This is a genomic window from Diaphorobacter sp. LI3 (genome assembly GCF_022807955.1).
GTDB classification, from domain to species: Bacteria; Pseudomonadota; Gammaproteobacteria; order Burkholderiales; family Burkholderiaceae_C; genus Diaphorobacter; species Diaphorobacter nitroreducens.
In genome coordinates this window covers 3,704,313-3,723,547 of record NZ_CP094346.1, presented here as the reverse complement: position 1 = coordinate 3,723,547, position 19,235 = coordinate 3,704,313, and the positions used below count along the sequence as shown (strand labels likewise).

At 62.7% G+C, this 19,235-nt stretch carries 18 protein-coding genes; 7 read left to right on the top strand and 11 right to left on the bottom strand.

Translation table 11 applies throughout. The features are described 5' to 3' along the window. Positions 1-48 precede the first annotated feature (48 nt). Genes MRB47_RS17395 through erpA form a run of 3 tightly spaced genes read left to right on the top strand, consistent with a single transcriptional unit; the run spans position 49 to position 1,653 of the window. Positions 49-765 (top strand): DUF6776 family protein, encoded by a 717-nt coding sequence (locus MRB47_RS17395; RefSeq protein ID WP_012655620.1) that lies wholly within the window; start codon positions 49-51, stop codon positions 763-765. A gap of 54 nt (positions 766-819) precedes the next feature. Continuing rightward, on the top strand, positions 820-1,218 hold the full coding sequence (locus MRB47_RS17390) for a polymer-forming cytoskeletal protein (protein WP_011804081.1): 399 nt from the start codon (positions 820-822) through the stop codon (positions 1,216-1,218). Positions 1,219-1,278: 60 nt separating this feature from the next. Continuing rightward, positions 1,279-1,653 (top strand): iron-sulfur cluster insertion protein ErpA, encoded by a 375-nt coding sequence (gene erpA / locus MRB47_RS17385; protein WP_011804082.1) that lies wholly within the window; start codon positions 1,279-1,281, stop codon positions 1,651-1,653. Between the two features lie 62 nt (positions 1,654-1,715). On the opposite strand, the gene MRB47_RS17380 is transcribed toward erpA, so the two are convergent. Further along, complete coding sequence (locus MRB47_RS17380) at positions 1,716-2,837, bottom strand: anhydro-N-acetylmuramic acid kinase (RefSeq protein WP_252101316.1); 1,122 nt, start codon at positions 2,835-2,837, stop codon at positions 1,716-1,718. Positions 2,838-2,849: 12 nt separating this feature from the next. Continuing rightward, positions 2,850-4,214 (bottom strand): M23 family metallopeptidase, encoded by a 1,365-nt coding sequence (locus MRB47_RS17375; protein WP_011804084.1) that lies wholly within the window; start codon positions 4,212-4,214, stop codon positions 2,850-2,852. Positions 4,215-4,407: 193 nt separating this feature from the next. Between MRB47_RS17375 and tyrS the strand changes: the two genes are divergently transcribed. Further along, complete coding sequence (tyrS, locus tag MRB47_RS17370) at positions 4,408-5,640, top strand: tyrosine--tRNA ligase (protein WP_252101315.1); 1,233 nt, start codon at positions 4,408-4,410, stop codon at positions 5,638-5,640. Positions 5,641-5,906: 266 nt separating this feature from the next. Here the strand turns inward: tyrS and MRB47_RS17365 are convergent, their stop codons facing one another. Next, a complete protein-coding gene (locus tag MRB47_RS17365) occupies positions 5,907-6,260 on the bottom strand; it encodes an SAVED domain-containing protein (RefSeq protein ID WP_252101314.1) in 354 nt (117 codons plus the stop codon). Between the two features lie 71 nt (positions 6,261-6,331). Here MRB47_RS17365 and MRB47_RS17360 point away from each other — a divergent pair. Then, a protein-coding gene (locus tag MRB47_RS17360) for an IS5 family transposase (RefSeq protein ID WP_252100767.1) occupies positions 6,332-7,196 on the top strand; the annotation gives its coding sequence in 2 pieces (ribosomal slippage) (positions 6,332-6,750 and positions 6,749-7,196; 867 coding nt in all). On the opposite strand, the gene MRB47_RS17355 is transcribed toward MRB47_RS17360, so the two are convergent. Together MRB47_RS17355 and MRB47_RS17350 are read right to left on the bottom strand one after the other, a co-directional pair. After that, a complete protein-coding gene (locus MRB47_RS17355; protein WP_252101313.1) occupies positions 7,183-7,962 on the bottom strand; it encodes an SAVED domain-containing protein in 780 nt (259 codons plus the stop codon). The genes MRB47_RS17360 and MRB47_RS17355 overlap by 14 nt on opposite strands. A gap of 8 nt (positions 7,963-7,970) precedes the next feature. Beyond that, the gene (locus MRB47_RS17350) at positions 7,971-8,471 is read right to left on the bottom strand and encodes a nucleotide-binding domain-containing protein (protein ID WP_252101312.1); all 501 of its coding nucleotides are present in this window, start codon (positions 8,469-8,471) and stop codon (positions 7,971-7,973) included. Here MRB47_RS17350 and istA point away from each other — a divergent pair. Both istA and istB read left to right on the top strand, forming a co-directional pair. After that, positions 8,449-9,993 (top strand): IS21 family transposase, encoded by a 1,545-nt coding sequence (gene istA / locus MRB47_RS17345; protein WP_252100662.1) that lies wholly within the window; start codon positions 8,449-8,451, stop codon positions 9,991-9,993. The genes MRB47_RS17350 and istA overlap by 23 nt on opposite strands. A gap of 36 nt (positions 9,994-10,029) precedes the next feature. Next, complete coding sequence (gene istB, locus MRB47_RS17340; RefSeq protein ID WP_011805003.1) at positions 10,030-10,767, top strand: IS21-like element helper ATPase IstB; 738 nt, start codon at positions 10,030-10,032, stop codon at positions 10,765-10,767. A 125-nt stretch (positions 10,768-10,892) separates the two neighbouring features. Here the strand turns inward: istB and MRB47_RS17335 are convergent, their stop codons facing one another. From MRB47_RS17335 to MRB47_RS17315, 6 genes are all read right to left on the bottom strand, one after another. Next, positions 10,893-12,194: a nucleotidyltransferase gene (locus MRB47_RS17335; protein WP_252101311.1), complete on the bottom strand. Its 1,302-nt coding sequence runs from the start codon at positions 12,192-12,194 to the stop codon at positions 10,893-10,895. 40 nt (positions 12,195-12,234) lie between these two features. Then, the gene (locus tag MRB47_RS17330) at positions 12,235-14,175 is read right to left on the bottom strand and encodes a UvrB domain 3-containing protein (protein WP_411275712.1); all 1,941 of its coding nucleotides are present in this window, start codon (positions 14,173-14,175) and stop codon (positions 12,235-12,237) included. Next, a complete protein-coding gene (locus MRB47_RS20025; RefSeq protein WP_411275711.1) occupies positions 14,127-14,528 on the bottom strand; it encodes a DEAD/DEAH box helicase family protein in 402 nt (133 codons plus the stop codon). Before MRB47_RS20025 ends, MRB47_RS17330 begins: the two co-directional genes overlap by 49 nt. Before the next feature lie 98 nt (positions 14,529-14,626). After that, positions 14,627-15,613, bottom strand: coding sequence for a type I restriction endonuclease (locus tag MRB47_RS17325; RefSeq protein WP_252101310.1), 987 nt, complete (start codon positions 15,611-15,613; stop codon positions 14,627-14,629). Continuing rightward, entirely contained in the window at positions 15,610-17,421 is a 1,812-nt protein-coding gene (locus MRB47_RS17320) for a class I SAM-dependent DNA methyltransferase (protein ID WP_252101309.1), read from the bottom strand. Before MRB47_RS17320 ends, MRB47_RS17325 begins: the two co-directional genes overlap by 4 nt. Positions 17,422-17,476: 55 nt before the next feature. Continuing rightward, complete coding sequence (locus MRB47_RS17315) at positions 17,477-19,228, bottom strand: N-6 DNA methylase (protein ID WP_252101308.1); 1,752 nt, start codon at positions 19,226-19,228, stop codon at positions 17,477-17,479. Positions 19,229-19,235 lie beyond the last annotated feature (7 nt).

The following is a 19,235-nucleotide window of genomic DNA, read 5'->3' as shown; positions in this document are numbered from 1 at the left end:
CGTTGCCGCGGGCGGCGACCATCCCACTGAAAGAAACGTGCACTGCCCATGCGTTACCGACTGCTGCGCCGCCGCCTCACGATCTCCGCTCCGCGCGTCACCGTGCGCAGCGCGCTTCCATGGCCGCTGCGCTGGGCGGCCGTGGCCATCGTCCTGGGCCTGTGCGCGGCCATGACGCTGTGGGCCTTCGACCTGGGGAAACGGATCGCCGGGCTGGACGCGGGCAGCCGGGAGGAATTGCAGCGCCTTCGTGCAGAGGTGTCGCAGTTGCGCGAGCACAACCGTCTCCAGCACGAAAAGCAGGAAGCCGCGGGCAGCCTGCGCATAGCCGAGCAGGCGGCCATGGATCGTCTGCTGGAGCAACTGCGGCAACTCGAAGCCGACAACCGTAGCCTGCGGGAGGACCTGGGCTTCTTCGAGAAGCTGACCCCCACCGGCAAGCCTGGCAACCTGACCATCCGCGGGCTGCATGCTGAGACCTTGGAGGGAGGTGGGCAGTTGCGCTGGCAGGTGCTGGCCATGCAGCCCATGCGCAATGCGCCGGAATTCAAGGGCCGGCTGGAACTGCTGCTGGCGGGCACGCTGAACGGGGCGGAGTGGTCCTCCACGTCTCCAGCGGTCATCCAGCCGCTTCAGTTCCGGCAGTACCGGCGGGTTCAGGGCGTGGCGGCCCTGCCGCCGGGCGCCATGGTAAAAACCGTGACCGCGCGCCTGATGGATGGAACCTCGTTGCGCGCGGCCCAGACTTTTTCACTAGAGCCATAGGGCCCGGCTGCGGACCCGCATGGCAATGACTACTATACCCCGAGGGAATACCACATGTTTTCGCGCAAGAAGCCACCCCCGATCAAGAGCCTGATTGCGCAAGGAACGCGCGTGCAGGGCGATGTGCTGTTCGCTGACGGATTGCGGGTGGATGGCGAAGTGATCGGCGACCTGCGGTCTTCGGCTGAACCCAGCATTGTGGTGGTGTCCGAATCAGCAAAGGTGGAAGGTGCGGTGCATGCCGCCCATGTCATCGTCAACGGAACGGTGGAGGGGCCCGTACATGCCACGGAGCTGCTGGAGGTTCAGCCCAAGGCGCGGATCACCGGTAACGTGCATTACAAGGCCCTTGAAATGCACCAGGGCGCGGTGATTGCCGGGCAGCTCTGCCCGGCCGCGCCGCTGCTGCTGGAAGAAAAGCCCACACTGAAACTGGCGTCAAACGCACAGTGAACGGAGCGCTTGGGGGCTATGCCTTACCATCGAAACAAAGACTGACCCAAGGAGCCCTTCATGAGCGCCGTTGCCGAGAACACCACGACCGAGATGCCCGCCCCCATCCTTTTCACCGACAGCGCCGCCGCCAAGGTGGCCGAGTTGATTGCCGAAGAAGGCAATCCTGACCTCAAGCTGCGGGTCTTCGTGCAGGGCGGGGGATGCTCGGGCTTCCAGTATGGTTTCACATTTGATGAAATCACGAACGAAGACGACACCACCATGACCAAGAACGGTGTGTCACTGCTCATCGATGCCATGAGCTACCAATACCTGGTGGGTGCAGAGATCGACTACAAGGAAGACCTGCAGGGTGCGCAGTTCGTCATCAAAAACCCGAATGCCGCCTCGACATGCGGCTGCGGCTCCAGCTTCTCCGTGGAAGACCACTGACGCACAGCCCATGAGAATCCGCCGCCTACGGGCGGCTTTTTTATGGCTGCGTGGCAGGTCGCTCAGGCGGGGTAGATGGCGCCGAGGATGCGCTCCCCGCGGGCGCCTGTGACCGCGGGCAAGCTGGCTGTCTGGCCGTGGACGCATTGATGCGCCAGCCACGCGAAGGCAGCCGCTTCGACCTGCAGGGGAGGCAGCCCGTGGTGATCCGAGCTTTCGACGCGAACCGTCGGCGCCAATTGCTGTAGGCGCTCCATCAGATAGCGGTTCAGTGCCCCGCCGCCGCAGACGATCAACAGCCCGCAGTCCCGTGCGTGCCGTGACAACTCCTGGACGCACGTAAGGGCCGTGTACTCAGCAAGGGTGGCCTGGACATCCTGGGGCGCGGTGCCCACGGCGCTGGCCGCAAGGCGTGTGGCCAGCCATTGCGGATGGAACAGGTCACGCCCTGTGCTCTTGGGGGGCGCAAGGGCGAGGAATGGCTCGTCCAGCATCGCCTCCAGCAGGGCGGGCAGGACATGGCCGCTGCGTGCCCAGGCGCCTTCGTGGTCGTAGGGCTGCCCCGTATGCCGCTCGCACCAGTGATCCATAAGGGCGTTGGCCGGGCCGCAGTCAAACCCCACGGTGGTCCCGTCGGCCCGCAGGATACTCAGGTTGGAAATGCCCCCCAGGTTCAGCACCGCCACGGTGCGTCCGGCTTGGCCGAACACGCCGCGGTGGAAGGCGGGCACCAGCGGCGCGCCCTGGCCGCCCGCCGCCACGTCCCGGCTGCGGAAGTCGGCCACGACGGTAATGCCGGTGATTTCGGCGAGCAAGGCGGGCTGGTTGAGTTGCAGCGTGTAGCCCGTGCCATCGAACGCCTGCGGCCGGTGGCGCACCGTCTGCCCATGCGCGCCCAGGGCCTGCACTGCGGCCGCCGTGAGGCCCGCTTGGTCCAGCAGACGGTGGACTACCTTCGCATAGGTACGCGCCAGCGCATTCGCGGCGAGCGCCGCGCGGTGCAGTTCGTCGTGGCCGGTGCTGTTGAGAGCGAGGAGTTCTGCTCTTAAATCAGGAGCTAGTGGCGCTGATGCATGCTGGGCTACAGCGCATTTTTGGTCTGAAAAATGCGCGAGCACACCATCCACGCCGTCCAGCGACGTGCCCGACATCAGCCCGATGAACCACCGTGGCGGCGTATCCATGGGCGAAGGGCGTTACTCGGCGCTGGCTTGCAGGATCTGTGCGGCGGAGGACAGCTGCACGCGCATGTTGCCGGCCAGGCGGTCGAATGCCGGACGTGCGGCGGCCGAGACCGGCTGGGCTGCCTCGCTCTGGCGCGCAATAACCATCGGGTCCTTGTGCTCGCCCGCGACGCGGAATTCGAAGTGCAGGTGCGGGCCCGTGGCCCAGCCGGTGGAGCCCACGGCGCCAATCTTCTGGCCCTGCTCTACGCTTTCGCCCTTGCGCACGTCGATGCGGCTCAGGTGCGCGTAGACGGTGACGTGCTGGTTGCGGTGCTTGATGTACACCACGTTGCCGTAGCCGTTCTGCACGCCGGCGAAATCCACCACGCCGTCGCCTACCGTGCGTACGGAAGTACCGGTCGGCGCCGCGAAATCGGTACCCAGGTGCGCGCGCCAGGTCTTGTGAATGGGGTGGAACCGCATCGCAAAGCCGCTGGAGACGCGGGAGAACTCGACCGGCGACGACAGGTAGGCGCGGCGCATGCTCTCGCCGTCCAGTGTGTAGTACGAGCCCTTGGTGGCTCCCGGCTCCTGGAACCAGACGGCGCTGTGGGTCTTGTCGCCATTGTGGAACTCGGCGCTCAGCACGCGGCCGCTGCGCAGGGGCTCGCCATCTGCCTCCAGGGTTTCATACACCACCGAGAAGCGGTCTTCCTTGCGCAGGGCACGCCGGAAATCGATGTCACCGGAGAACACCTCTGCCAGCTGCACGGCGACGGCGTCGGGAATGTTGGCGGCATCCGTTGCCGCAAACAGCGAACTGCGGATGATGCCGCCCGCCAGGCGGCTGCCCACTGTCAGCGGCGCCGTCTCGATGCGCGAGGCGAAGCTGCCGTCCTGCTGGCGCTCGACCACCAGACGCTTGAAGCTCCCGCTGTCGTCGGGGGCCCAGCGCGCCGTCAGGCGGGTGAGGCGGTGATCGTCGGTCGTCTCGGCGGACATCGAGCGGCCGGTGCGTCCCAGCAGGTTCTGCCGCACGTTGGCGTCACTGCGCAGGAAGGCCGAAGCCGCGGGGTCTGCCACGCCCAGACGCTGCAGGATGCTCTCGGCGGTATCGGCGCTGCGGGTGACGTCGGAGCGGTACAGCGCGTACTGCGGGATGTCCACCAGCGACGATAGCGGTTCGTCTGCCGCCAGCGACTGCACAGCCTGCGTGACGGTGCGCACGGGCAGGTCGGCCGGGTCGGGAGCGAACGAAGCCACTGCGAAGGCACCGCCGCCGCCGGTGAGCAGCAGGGTGGCCACGGCGGCAGTGATGCGTTTTGGATGTTTCTGAACGGACTGCTTCAGTTGGTTGAGCAATACCAGGCAGGCGGTCGTCAAGCCGTTGTTCAAGAGTCTTACCCCAGGCGTCTGTGTGCTTCCAGGCCCCGGGCCAGGGGTCTTAAAGGGCGGGAGGCACTGTCAATGTCGTAGTGCTGTGGAAGGGAGCGAACGCCGGGCGTACGGGTGGCCCACTAGAATCCACGGCTGGAAAGTGCCCGGAAGTATAGTCGTTGGGGCCCTGGCGGCACCCCAAAAAACCCTTATGAATCAATCTGCTGTTACAACATTCCCGGTGACCGATGGTGTAGGACGGGCGCTTGAAGTCTCCCTGCGCGGGGTCGACGAGCTTCTGCCCCAAGAAGAATGGACCCAGAAACTGGCGCGTTCGGAGGCCACAGGCCAGCCGCTGCGCATCAAGCTCGGGCTGGACCCCACGGCGCCGGACATCCACCTGGGCCATACGGTGGTGCTCAACAAGATGCGCCAATTGCAGGACCTGGGCCACCAGGTCATCTTCCTGATCGGCGACTTCACCACGCTGATCGGAGACCCGTCGGGCCGCAACAGCACGCGCCCGCCCCTGACGGCCGAACAGATCAAGGTCAACGCCGAAACCTACTACACCCAGGCGGCCAAGGTGCTGGACCCAGCGCGTACGGAGATCCGCTACAACAGCGAGTGGTGCGACCAGTTGGGCGCGCGCGGCATGATTCAGCTGTCGGCCAAGTACACCGTGGCACGCATGATGGAGCGCAATGATTTCCACCAGCGCTTCACTGACGGCAGCTCCATCAGCCTGCACGAGTTCCTCTACCCACTGCTGCAGGGCTATGACTCGGTAGCGCTCAGGAGCGACCTGGAGCTGGGCGGCACCGACCAGAAGTTCAACCTGCTCATGGGACGCCATCTGCAGCAAGAATGGGGGCAGGAGCCGCAGTGTGTGCTCACCATGCCGCTGCTGGTGGGGCTGGATGGCGTGGACAAGATGTCCAAGTCCAAGAACAACTACATCGGCATCACGGAGGACGCCAACTCCATGTTCGCCAAGGTGCTCTCCATCTCGGACACCCTGATGTGGGACTGGTACACGCTGCTGTCGTTCAAGAGCCTGGACGAAATCGCCGCGCTCAAGGCCGAGGTGGCGGCAGGCCGCAATCCCAAGGATGCCAAGGTGATGCTGGCCAAGGAGATCACCGCGCGCTTTCACAGCGCCGCACTGGCCGACGCGGCCGAGCAGGATTTCATCAACCGCAGCAAGGGCGGCATCCCCGACGACATTCCCGAAGTCCGCCTGGCGGGCGCGCCCCTGGGCATCGGCGCGCTGCTCAAGCAGGCCAACCTTGCGCCCTCGACCAGCGAGGCCAACCGCCTCATCGACGGCGGCGGCGTGCGCGTGGACGGCGTCGTGGTCAGCGACAAGGGCCTGAAGCTGGAAGCGGGCAGCTACGTGGTGCAGGTCGGCAAGCGCAAGTTCGCGCGCGTCACCCTGGCCTGACGCCCGGCGGGGCGCGACCGCGTTACCGCTTTGCCAAGCCACTCCGCGCAGTGGCTTTTTTCCATGCCCTGGGTGTTATGCCTCTGTTGGCCAATTCTTTTTAAAAACAACAACTTAGCTTGTTTTTGGTGTCGCGCTGAGAAAAATTAGCACGGTCTGCCGCACCAGCGCCAACAGGGCCGTCAGTCCGAGTTGTCCTGGCCGGAGAACGCTGGCGCGAGGCGCTGCAGCGCGGCCAAGGCGGGCCGACGGTGGATTTGTGGCCCTTAGATGGCGCCAGCTGCTGGCGTGGTGATGGTGATGACAGAGGCGCAGGCCTCGCCATGGTTTGGCATGCGCAATGCCCAGGGGTACGGCACAGGGTCCGTACGCTCGTATTGATACACGAGCAGCTCGGGCATCAAGCGAGGGTCATAGGCCATGCCCAAGCGAATCGCCAAGCTTGCAGGGGACGCCAGGATAAGGTGAATCCGCGCCACCCCTTGCTCCATTAGGCGCTGCACCGCACCTCTAAAAGCGGCGACGATGGCCTGCTGCTTTTCAGCGGACCAGTACACATCCGCTCGGACCTCCTCTGCACGGAGCTGCGCAACCGGCAAACGTGGAAAGGTGTTCCGCACGGCATCTAAGGATCTATCCGCAAATTAAACTATGTTCCTGAGTCGCCCGTGATGCGGCGCAGGAGATGTAGATGGCCAAGGTGCATGCCAATTCGTGGGAAGTGACGGACGAGTTCTGGAGCCGGGTGGAGCCGCTGGTGCCGCAGCCTGCGCGCGATCCTGACAAGCAGTACAAGCGCGCAGCCGGAGCGGGCCGCCCGAGCAAACCGCCACGGCTGGTGTTCGAGGCCATCATGTATGTGCTGCGCACTGGCTGCCAATGGAAGGCATTGCCTGCTGAGCGCTTCGGCAGCGCCAGCGCGATCCATCAGAAGTTCATGCTGTGGTCCAAGGCCGGGTTCTTTGAGAACCTGTGGCGTGCAGGTCTTGCTGAGTACGATGATTTCGAAGGCGTTGCCTGGCGCTGGCAAAGCATTGATGGGGCCATGTTCAAGGCGCCACTGGCGCAAGAGGCTGTGGGGCGCAACCCGACGGATCGGGGGAAAAAAAGGCAGCAAGCGTCACCTGCTGGTGGACGGGCGTGGCGTCCCGTTGTCACTCGTCGTGACCGGGGCCAACGCGCACGACGTGACGCAACTTGAGGCCGTGCTGGCGTCCTGCATGATCAAGCGCCCCACACCCAAGCAGCGACGCAGCAAGCACCTATGCGCTGATGCCGGCTACCGGGGAAAGAACGCCATGAAGATCATCCTGGCCCACGGCTATATCCCGCATGTAGTGGGCCGCAAGAGCGAGGCAGAGCGCAAGAAACGCAATCCGCAGAAGAAGGCGCGCCGCTGGGTAGTGGAGGCATGCCATGGGTGGTTCAACAGATTCCGCAAGCTGCTCGTGCGCTACGAAAAGCTGGAGCACACGTTTCTCGCGCTTAACCATCTGGCCGCTGCCATCATCACCTTGCGAAAGATCAGTCTACCTGTCAATATTATTTACGGATAAATCCTAAGTCGACTGGGTATGACAACGAGATGGCCAGCACCACTTCTGCCGGATTACCTACAAGCTCACTCGCTTCCAAAGGGAATGTTCGGCGCCCGTCGTCAAGGCCTTCGACGACCCGCCAGGCCTTTGCATCACGATGCCAGTCAAAGATGATGACTTCAGATTCGTCGTCTAGAAGGACTCCCGTCAGGAAGAGCGCAGGAACAGCAGCCAACCCGCCCACAGCCACGGCTACGTCGCCCTTATCTCGTCCAGCCGAAAGCGTTTCAATGGAAGGCTTCATTGCCGCAACCTGCCGCAGCAGCAAGGCGGGATTTACTCGCTCTCCCTCACCCTTCGGCCGGAAATCCACCTGAATCCATTGCCGCTGGCTCGGTAACGAGCCCAACTCCGCATCTCGCGCCGGAGTGTCTGGGCCCGAGTGCAGGCCGCGTAGCTCAACAACAATCGCCATTCGACGAGAATCTCGTCGAACCCCACGGAAATAGTCAACCAGGGCCATTGCAAGCCCCACGACTACGAGAAGCACGCCGAGAGCGAAGACAAGGGTTGTCCCCACTTGAGGAAGGCTGTCCCCAGTGGATACGTCCAGGGAGAACACCGTGCCCTCGGTTCGGTACTGTACCTTGGCGAACCAATTCAGGCCTAGTGCCGCGAGTAATAACGCGACTCCCCCTCCCACGAGCTTTAAGCCAGGGTTCCGGGGGAGGAAGAATACGAAGTCAATGAGGCGGCTGACGAACTTGTGAAGGAGTTGCTTCATGTGCGGCTTTATCTGACGTTCACGACGAACACACCACTTCGTGCAGCCAAGTGGCGGTCCTTCACGATGAAGCACTCGATGGTGTGGGCACCGGAGTAGCCCGTCTCTTCACGATGAGTGATGCTGCCGCGCTCCACTGTGCCTTTGTCAAAACCTCCGCGCAGCTGTCCGGCGGAAGCTGCCTCATTTCCAGTATTGACCACCTGCCAGTAAACCTCATAAGGAGGCGGAAGGTCGGTCGCAGCCTCAAACTTCAAGGAAGCCCCCTTCATTAGGGGTTGCCCGTCGGATTGCAAGGTCAAATGCGTATTCCACGCGATGGCGGACACGATTCCATGCTGATGGCGGACAGTGTTCCAGCGTGATGGCGGACAGTGTTCCACGCTGAAGGCGGACAGCATTCCAAACTGATGGCGGACACCTGCGGGGTGTTCTGAGTGACCCGAACGCGGCATACGCTGCCCGGTTTTTTGACCGGAACCAGCGATGCCCACACCCAGGGTCACCATGAGCAAACTACGACACACACTGCAACTGCTGCACCGCGGGGCCTTGAGCACCCGTCAAATCGGTGCCGCCCTCGGCATCTCCAAATCCACTGTCAGCGAGATAGCCAGCTACGCGCGCGTGGCCGGCGTGGACTGGGCACTGGCCCAGAGCCTGAACGACGACGAACTCCAGGCCCGGCTCTACAAGCCACCCGTGGCGCGCGAGTCCCGGCACCTTGAACCCGACCACGCCCACATCCACCGCGAACTGCGCCGACCTGGCGTGACGCTGCAGTTGCTTTGGGAGGAATACCAGCAACAGCACAGCGGGCAGGCGTACAAGTACAGCGCCTTCTGCGAGAAGTACAAGGCCTGGGCCCGGCGCCTGCAGCGCTCCATGCGCCAGACCCACACGGGCGGTGACAAGCTCTTTGTGGACTACGCCGGCCAGACCGTTCCCGTGGTGGATGCCGACACTGGCGAGATACGCCAGGCCCAGGTCTTCGTGGCCGTGCTGGGCGCATCGAACTACACCTACGCCTGCGCCACCGCCAGCCAGAAGACCACCGACTGGGTGGCCAGCATCATTAGCGCGCTGGAGTTCATCGGCGGCGTGCCCCGCCTGCTGGTGCCTGACCAGCCGCGCGCCCTCATGGCCCGACCCGACCGTTACGAGCCCACCGCGCACCGCCTGCTCGAAGAGCTCTGTGCGCACTACAGCCTGGCCGTGATGCCCGCGCGCCCGGCCAAGCCACGCGACAAACCCAAGGTGGAGGTCGCTGTGCAGGTGGTCGAGCGCTGGATTCTGGCCAGGCTGCGCCACCAGACCTTCTTCAGCCTGGCCGAGCTCAACCGGGCGATTGCCGCCTTGCTGGTGGACTTGAACCAGCGCGCGTTCAAGAAGCTGCCGGGCAACCGCACTAGCGCCTTCGCCGAACTCGACCGGCCAGCCCTGCGCCCCCTGCCGCCGGTGCGCATGCCCATCGCGCGCTTCAAACCCGCCCGCGTCAACATCGATTACCACGTTGAGCTCGATGGCCACTACTACTCGGTGCCCCACGCCCTGGTGGGTGAGCCGGTGGAGTTGCGCATCACGGCCGGCACGCTCGAAGTCCTGCACGGCAGCAAACGCGTGGCCGCCCACGCCCTCAATCCCCGACGGGGTGCACACACCACCACGCCCGAGCACATGCCGGCCTCGCACCGGGCGCACCTGCAGTGGACGCCGGCCAAGCTCATCGCCTGGGGTGAGCGCGTGGGCGCGGCCACCGCCGCCGTGGTGCGCTGGCAGATGGAGCACCGCCAGCATCCCGAGCAGGGTTACCGCTCCTGTCTGGGCCTCATGCGCCTGGGCCGTGAGTACGGGGCTGACCGGCTGGAGGCCGCCTGTGCGCGGGCGCAGTCGATTCGCTCACCGTCCTACAAGAGCATCGCCTCCATCCTGGGCTGCGGCCTGGACCAGCGGCCGCTGGATGCGCCGATGGCCGCACAGGCGAGCCTGCCGCTGCACGAGAACGTGCGCGGGCCGGGCTACTACCACTGAACTCCAACGTGCAAGCAAACCTAACAAGGAAGAACCATGCTCAACGAACAGACCTTGAACCAACTGCGCGCCCTGCGCCTGGACGGCATGGTGGCCGCCCTCAGCGACGCGGCCACCCACATCACGGCCAGCGAGCTGCCCTTTGAACAACGCCTGGCGCTGCTGGTGCAGCGCGAGGTGGACTGGCGTGACAGCAAGCGCCTGGAGCGCCTGTTGAAGGCGGCCCGCCTGAAGGTCTCCAGTGCCTGCCTGGAGGACATCGACTGGCGCGCCAGCCGGGGCCTGAGCCGAGAGGTCATCACCAGCCTGGCCGGCGGGGACTGGCTGCGCCATGGCCACAACGTGCTGCTCACCGGCGCCACCGGGTGCGGCAAGACGTGGCTCGCCTGCGCACTGGGGCAGCAGGCCGCGCGCCTGGGCTTCTCGGTGCTCTACACCCGCGCGCCACGGCTGCTGCAGGAGCTGCACGTGGCCCACGGCGATGGCAGCCTGGGCAAACGGCTGGCGCAACTGGCGCGGCTGGACCTGCTCATCCTGGACGACTTCGGCATCGCGCCGATTGCCGCGCACGAGCGAAACGACCTGCTGGAATTGCTGGACGACCGGGTGGGCACGCGCTCGACGCTCATCACCAGCCAGTTGCCGGTGACGGCCTGGCACGCCTGGCTGGACGAGCCCACGCTGGCCGACGCCATCCTGGACCGCATCGTGCACGGCTCGCACAAGATAGCCCTCAAGGGCGAGTCGATGCGCAAGCTCACCAAGGCCGTCTGAGCCGGCCGCGCCGACCGCCATTCCACGCTGATGGCGGACACTTCGGCTACGATTTGAGCGTCACTCAGGACACCCGCGCAACGTGTCCGCCATCGCCTGGAACGCTGTCCGCGATGGGAATGGAATCACTGTCCGCCATCAGTGGAATGCGCAGTCAAAGGCCTCGAAAATCCTTTTCCCGTCCAAGTCGCTTTAGAAATGGACGCAGTGCCGGTACGACTCGTCGGCCACGGTACGGCCTGCTTGTGTGCGGCCGAGAACAGACTGACGGCCCCTCCATACAGGCCGGCCAGGCTAATCGACCGATTGACTGCTGTTCCACCGGCGGCGCGCGCTTGGCGTTCGCCAAACGCCTGGCCAGCAGCCTCAACAATGCGTTGAGGATTGTGTTGGGTGGCAATCGTGGCAAAGTCTTCGCGCGCCTTTCGAATCCAGCGATAGAAGTTCACGCGCTTCTCGGGAGCACCGCGCCAGCGGTCAGCAAAGTTCTCTTGTGGGTCGGTGGGATTCGGTATGAAGACAGTGCCCTGCGCGTCCTGTTTAATGTTCGCTTCCATCCGCTGCAGGATGCCGGCCAGGGCCTCCGCGACGCTTCTTTCTCCAAGATAGGAAAGGCCAGCAAGGGTGGTAATGATGACCGAAATGGGTTTGTGCTCAGGGTCATCGGCGAACATCATGTCCCGATGCCTCTTGAGAATCTGCACCGCCTGCTGCAGTGGCGTCTTCACCGCATAAGATGGGATTTCCTCTACGCTGGCCCTCGCTTCGAGCGCCATGGCCTCTCGAATCTGACGGAAACTGGTCTCCATCCTGCTTCGAAACCAGTTGGTGTATCCCCTGGGATTCGAATGCGGCCATCGGTCCGTGATGTCGCGGTAGCGCGGGTGTTCGTTATCAGTGATGGCAATTGCGGTTGTTGCCCAATCGGCTTTTAGTTTTGCTTCCACAAGAAGCTGTCGCTTGCTTTGACCATCAGGAACGGCAGGTAGCGCGTCGAGGTGAAACTGGGCACCCTCTGCATAGTCCAGTGTCCAGCAGCGCCGGCCCTCGCCGACTTCCTGCATGTTATGGGCTTTCGCGTACAGCCGCATCTCGTGTCCGAGCATTGCTTTCAGCTGTTGTTGGCTGATGCCTGTCTTGGAGGCGGCGAGCTCGCAGACCAAATCAATGTCGTAGTGTTCGTTCTCGTTGACCGGCCGAATTGGCGTCCCTAGTCGAAAGGAGCCCTGAACGTACACGTCTGGGTTTAGGTCTTTGAGTATCGACTCGTCGCGGCATAGCCAGCTACCCACTGACTCATACCGTTTGGCTGCTTCTTGGTAGCGAGAAACCGGAACGTCCAACTCTCTCGCCAGACGTTCCAGAAACTGCGCACCCGGCCCGGTGGGTGTCGCAGACCATGCATTCGGAATTTCGTTCACTTTCATTCTCCCTCCCGCGGATTGCACGTGCTGTCACCCCGGGAAGTCATTGCTGCATCCCCGCCTGCTGGAACTGCTTCCACACCATCTTGGCCAGCATCTTCTGCATAACCCCCATGATGCGTTCGTCCTTGAGCATCTGCTCGGCGATGCTGTTCTGGGCGTCTTGCGCTTCAATCACCACATCCATGAACTCGTCCTTGAAGCTGCCCAGTGCGAATTGCTCCTCTGAGTTGTTCTTGGCCTGCGCCGCTAGGGTGTCGCTGGTCATCAGCCGACCTTGCCAAGTGGTCAGTGACCCGATGAAGTCGGCCTCGGTGATGTCGCCAGCGAACAGGTCGTTCATCTTGGCGACAATCTCCTTCAGTTCCTTGCGCTCATCCTCATTCGCCGCACCGGTGCCGGCCTCCTTGATGCCAGGCAGCTTGACCACCTCCGCCTTCTCCAGGTCCAGGGCCTGCTCGCCCATCTTCTGCAGCCGGTAGTGGGTCAGCTTCACGTCCTCGTCCAAGGACAGTTGGTCCTTGCGGCCATGCTCCGACAGACGGGGCATCAGGTTCTTGCCGAAAACGAACAGCTTTTCCAGCTCGGGGTCGTTGTACGGGATGATTTGCGACAGGAACTCGTACAGGCGCAGGAACGACCCCAGGTCCTTTTTGAAGAGCTGCTGTTCCTCGTCTTCCAGCTCTTCGTAACGGTCGAAGGCCGGCTTGAGGACGCCGTGCAGGGCAGCCTGGGTTTTCACCTTGGGATTGAAGAACGCCTCGGCAAAGGTCTCCACTTCGCTCCAGAAATAGACCTTGGCCTTGTTGAGCTTGGCCATCAGCTCATGCACCAGGTTCGGGTCCGTGACCTCCTCAATCTGGGCGGTCCGGTAGTAAGGCTGGAAGCTGGCCAGGATGTCGGCCGGCTTGTTCACAAAGTCCAGGACGAAGGTGTCTTCCTTGCCCGGGTAGCGCCGGTTCAAGCGTGAGAGGGTCTGCACCGCCAAGACGCCGGACAACCGCTTGTCAACGTACATGGTGTGCAGCAAGGGCTGGTCGAAGCCGACTTGGTACTTGTTGGCCACCAGCAGGATGCGGTACTCGTCCTGCTTGAACGCCTCGGAGGGCTCCTGCCCCTTCACATCGTTCATGTTGGACTCGGTGAACTCGTCTGTGCCCGAGTCGGGGTCGTTCACTGCGCCAGAGAATGCCACCAGGGTTTTGAGGTCGGTGTATTTCTGGTCCTTGATGTATTTGTCGATGGCCAGCTTGTAGCGCACCGCGGCTTTGCGGCTGTCGGTCACCAGCATGGCTTTGGCCTTGCCACCCATCTTGGCCGCCACGTGCTCGCGGAAGTGCTCCACGATGACCACCACCTTCTGGGAGATGTTGTGGGCGTGCAGCTTGGCGAACTGAGCCAGGGCCTGTTTGGCCTTTTTCTGGGGCACCAACTTCTCATTGGCCACAGCGCCCAAGTTGTAGAACATGGCGTAGCTGGTGTAGTGCTTGAGCACGTCGAGGATGAACTCTTCCTCGATGGCCTGGCGCATCGAGTAGACGTGGAAAGGCACCGGCAAGCCGTTGGCATCCTTGCGGCCAAACAGCTCCAGCGTCTTGTTCTTGGGTGTGGCGGTGAAGGCGAAGTAGCTGACGTTGTCAGGCTGCTTGCGGGCGTCAATCACCGCGTTGATGACGTCCTCTGACGTCAGGTCTTCAGGGTCGATTTCCACGTCAGCCTCGACTTGCACCTCCTCGCCATCGATGACCTCCACCGCTGTGGCCTTGGGCTTGTCCTTGGTCAGGGCCTCGCGCAGCTTGCGCGCAGCGGCGCCCGACTGGCTGGAATGTGCCTCGTCGATGATGAGCGCAAAGTTGCGCTTGCCCAGGTCCGACACGGCATCCAGGATGAACCCGAACTTCTGCAGCGTGGTTACCACGATGGGCGCGCCGTCGTTCAGGGCCTTGGCCAGCTGAGCGCTGTTTTCGCTGATGACCTGGACCACACGCCAGATTTGTGTTCAAACTGGCTGATGGTCTCCTGCAGCTGCTTGTCCAGCACACGCCGGTCGGTGATGACCACGACCGAGTCGAACACCTTTTTGTCGTTGGCGTCGTGCAGGTTGGACAGGCGGTGGGCGGTCCACGCAATCGAGTTGGACTTGCCCGAACCGGCCGAGTGCTGCACCAGGTAGTTGTGACCCGGGCCTTCTTTGGCGGCATCGATTAGCAGCGATTTAACAGCAACCAGCTGGTGGAAGCGCGGGAAGATGAGCGATTCTTTGGCGGCCTTCTTCTTGGAGCCAGGCACCTCGACTTCTTTGACTTCAAGGTGCATGAACTCGCCCAGGATTTCCAACCAGACCTCGGGATTCCAGACGAAATCCCACAGGTAGTAGGTCGGGTAGCCTTTGCCAGCTGGAGCGGGTGGGTTGCCTGCACCGGCGCTAAAGGTGTCTACGCCGTCGGGCTTGCCGATGTTGAAGGCAGGAAGGAGGTCTCGTCGCCGGCCAGCTTGGTGGTCATGAAGGCCTGGTCCGATGAGACCGCGAAATGCACCAGGGCGCGAGTCTTGAATTGCAGCAGTGCCTCTGGCTCCTTGGTCTTGGGGTCCTTGGGCAGCCTGTCTTTCTTGTACTGTGTGATGGCGTCCTTGACGCTTTGGGTCAAGTCGGTCTTGAGCTCGCAGGTTGCCACCGGCAGGCCGTTGACGAAGAACACTAGGTCGATGCTGTTTTCGTTATGCAGGCTGTAGTGCAGCTGGCGGATGACGGTCAGTCGGTTCTTGGCGTAGAGCTCCACCAGTTTGGGGTTCTTGCCATGGGCCGGTTTGAAGGCGCACAGGGAGAACTTGGCGTCCACGTCCTTGAAGCCGTGACGCAGCACATGCAGCGTGCCGTGGGTGTCGAGCTGCTTGGCCACGCGCTTGACGAACATCGCTTCGGACTGCCCGTTGTGCCATTTCTTGAACTTGGCCCATTCAGTGGGCTGGGTGTCCTGCACGAAAGCCAGGAGGTCGGCCGCGAAGATGCCCGTCGCCGCCGTGGAGTAGTACGCCTTGACCTCGGCGGACTGCAAAGCCCAGTGGAGATACCCGCCATAAAGCCGTTCATCGCTGGGGCGAAGGACAGCCAAGTGATACCCGCACACGACGCCTGGCAAGGAACTCGGCACGTAGGCGGGGATGCCGATGTCTGTTGGCTCCTCAGAGTCCTTTGTGACAATTACATCGTGAGCTTGGAGAGTGAACCGGGAAACTTGTGCCTCCGTTGCGGTTGCCTCCATGAAATTGAGGGCGTCGGTGATGCGCTCATTTTTGTAGACGTCAACGTAGTTGCACAGGCTGACCTGCTGCTCCCCATCCACAGAATGCTTGTCGACGTTACTTGGCATGACTGCAGCGAGGCGTTTCAAAGGAATGACGGGGTTCGCTGCCAAAGTCATACCAACACCCCCTTCATCAGCTCCACGAACCGCTTCTCCATCTCCCGAATCTCCTCGGCGATGACGTGCGGGGCGCGCGGCGCCTTGTAGACGTAGAAGTAGCGGTTGAAGTTGATTTCGTAGCCCACCTTCCCGGGCTGACCGTCTTTGTCGTCCTTGACATCAACGTTCACCCAGGCATCCGGCACGTGCGGAAGCACCTCGCGCTTCATGTAAGCGGTGACGTCCTCAGTCAGCGGAATGTTTTCGGTGTCGCGCAGGTCTTTGTCGTAGGGCTTCTCGCCCTTCTTGAACTTGCCTACCTTGCCATCAGCCAGCGGGCGGTCGACGGTCACCTTGCGGTAGCCGAAGAACTTGGTGCCGAACACTTTTGACACCACACGAGGCGGCTCAGCCTCTGACGGCTCTGCACCAGCCTTGACCGGCTCCTTGTACTCCAGCGAAAACGACACATTGGTCGCGCCCTTGGCGTACACACCGACCACCTCGGCAATCTGCTCGTCGGTCATGTAGACCCGCTTGTTGCCAAGGCTCTTCTTCATCTTGGCGTACATGCGGGTGGCATCAATCAGCTGCACCTTGCCTTTGCGGTCAGCCTTCTTATCGTTGTCCAGAATCCAGATGTAGGTCGCAATGCCGGTGTTGTAGAACAGGTCGTTGGGCAGTGCGATGATGGCTTCGAGTAGGTCGTTTTCCAGAATCCAGCGGCGGATTTCGGACTCGCCAGAGCCGGCGTCACCTGTGAACAGCGGGGAGCCATTGAGAACAATGCCAATGCGGCCGCCGCCTTCTTCCTTGGGGCGCATCTTTGAAATCAGATGCATCAGGAACAACAAGGAGCCGTCCGACACACGAGGCAGACCAGGACCGAAGCGCCCAGCGAACCCCCGCTTTTCGTGCTCGGTCTTGACGAAATCCAACACCTTCTTCCAGTCCACACCGAAGGGCGGGTTCGCCGCGCCGTAGTCGAACTTGTCATTCGGGAAGCCGTCGGCCGACAGGGTGTTGCCTCGGACAATGTTCTTGGGGTCTTGCCCCTTGATGAGCATGTCCGCCTTGCAGATGGCGTAGGACTCGTCGTTGAGCTCCTGGCCAAACAGCTTGATGATGGCCGAGCTGTTGATGCTGCGTGCCACCGCCTCGCCCACGGACAGGATGCCCCCGGTGCCGGCGGTGGGGTCGTACATCGAGCGCACCACGCCCGGCTTGGACAAGGCCTCGTCGTCACCTGCAAACAGGCAGTGCACGATGAGCTGAATCACCTCACGCGGGGTGAAGTGCTCACCGGCCGTCTCGTTGGAGGCTTCAGCAAACTTGCGGATGAGCTCCTCGAACACCAGGCCCATGGTCTCGTTGGGCACGGCGTCCGGGTGCAGGTCCACGTTGGCGAACTTCTGCACCAGCTGGAACAGCAGGTCCTTGTCTTCAAGCTCGGCCACGCGTTCGGTGAACTTGAAGCGCTCGAACACGTCGCGGGCGTCCTCAGAGAAGTCGCCAACGTAAGCGATGAGGTTCTGGCGCACGTGCTTCTGGTCATCCAGCAGGCCGGGCAACGTGAAGGGGCTGGTGTTGTAGAAGGCCTGCGCCGACTTGCGCTTGAGGCGGTGGTCAAGCCCGGCGCCGCTGTGCTTGTGGGCCTCGTACTCCTTCAGGACAGCGTCTTTGGTGCCCTCCAGCACGCAGTCCAGACGGCGCAGCAGCGTGAAAGGCAGGATGATTTTTCCGTAGTCGGCCTGCTTGTAGTCGCCGCGCAGAAGGTCGGCAACTGACCAAATGAAATTCGCAAGTTCGGTGAAGTTTTGTGCCATGGTGATTGTGTCTAGGATGCTGTTTTATCAGTTGTGAGCTACTGGGCAATGTCCGTCAGATAGTCCAACGGCTCTGGGCTATTTCGGTCATCTGCTGTTGAAGGCGCTCGATGTCCTGCTCCAGTTGGCACAGGTGTCGGTAATCGGCCTCTACGGCGGCGCGCTCCTCGGCTGTGGGCATAGGCACCAAAAACGACGTCAGCAGGCTCTGAGGGCTGACGTGTTGCACGGTGGCACCCGCTTGCAAGGATTCCAGCTGGGCTTGCCCGGCTTCGGACCGCAGGTACATCAGCAGAAACTCGGCTGACACCTTGTCGCGCTGGCTCGGCGCAATGCGCAGTGCCACGCAGCTTTGGGAGACCACCACCGCCTCCGGCTCGACTTCGCCAACCACGCCAGCCTTGCCGATGGACCCTTTGATGGACAGCACCACGTCTCCTCGCTCCAAGGTAGGCAGGTCTCGACGGCCTTTGACCCGGGCCTTCTTTTCCAAGCCGTGTCCGACGCAAGTCCAGCCCCCCAACTCAGGGATGCCCAGCTCCAGAAGTTCCACGGCCTTCTCGTCACGAGCCAGGATTGGTGCCCGGACGACCTCACAGAGGGCTTCCAGCGGTACGGCGTTGGGCCCCACTTCGACCGACTTGCGTAGGTGGCGGGACGGCGCGAAAGACACCTCGTTGCGGATGATGTCGTCACGGGTGACGCGGCACGCGCGCTCTGGGTCTTCTGCCTGGCCCAGCGCGACCAGGCGATGCGTCCTGACCAACTCGTCCAGGTTAGACAACGAGCGCTTGGACAGCCCTAGGTCCACCATGAGGATGTCGTCGTTGCCCTGGTCAGGCGTCAGCACCATCACAGCAGTGCCCAAGCCGGTCCCGGAAACCGCTCCGCTGGGCAGCGCCACCACGCTGTGCAGCTCATTGCACTCGCCCCCTCGGTGCAGCAGGTACTCGCGCAAGCGCTGCTCCTGCCCGCGGGTGAACAGCACACCAGGCGGCACCAGAAAAACGGCTTTTTTCGACGCACGATTCACGAGTTCGCGCACCGCCCAGGTTTCGCTGCGAACAAAGCGGTCTGCAGCCTCGCTGTTGCTGGAATCCCATTGGGCCAGTCTGGAATCGTGCACTGACATGCCAAACGGGGGGCACGCCAGGACACACGCGGCCCGGGTCAGAGGGCGGCCTTCACGGTCTCGCTCAACCTCGGTCTCCAGCAGATGCGTGCGGGGCTGCCCGAACTCGATAGCCAACAGGAGCGGGAGAACCGAGTCCATTTGCCCCAGCATGGGGGCGGACTTGACGCGCCAACCACGGCGTAAGGCCCGCACCGTCAGCGTGCCCCAGCGGTCGAACGGCACCCACAAATCCTGCGCCGGGGGCTCCAGCATGTCCAGCATCAGTTCGGCCACCTCGGCGCTGACCATTCCTTCCGCATCACGGCTGGCGATGGCAGATGCCGTGAGCGCGGGCAACACGTCCCACGGCTGTGTGCCCAGGTCGCTGACCAGCTCTTTGATGGCATTCTTTCCTGCAGGCAGCAGGCCCATGCCCTCTTTGCTGTCAGCCTGCATCCAGCGAATGACTGGGTGCACCGGCAGGCCCGCGTCAGCCACCGCTTTCCATCCTTCAGGAGTGCCCAAGTCGTCTACAGAGGTGACGCCTGGCACGTTACCCGTGAGCACCATGCGCGCAGCGGCGAGCCAGCTGAGAGCAAAAGTGAGTGCGTCGCTTTGGGACAGCCCGGCTATGCGGACGGCTTCAAGCAAGGCGCGAAATGCACGAGGGATAGGCAGTTCAGTTCGAATCATGATGGTC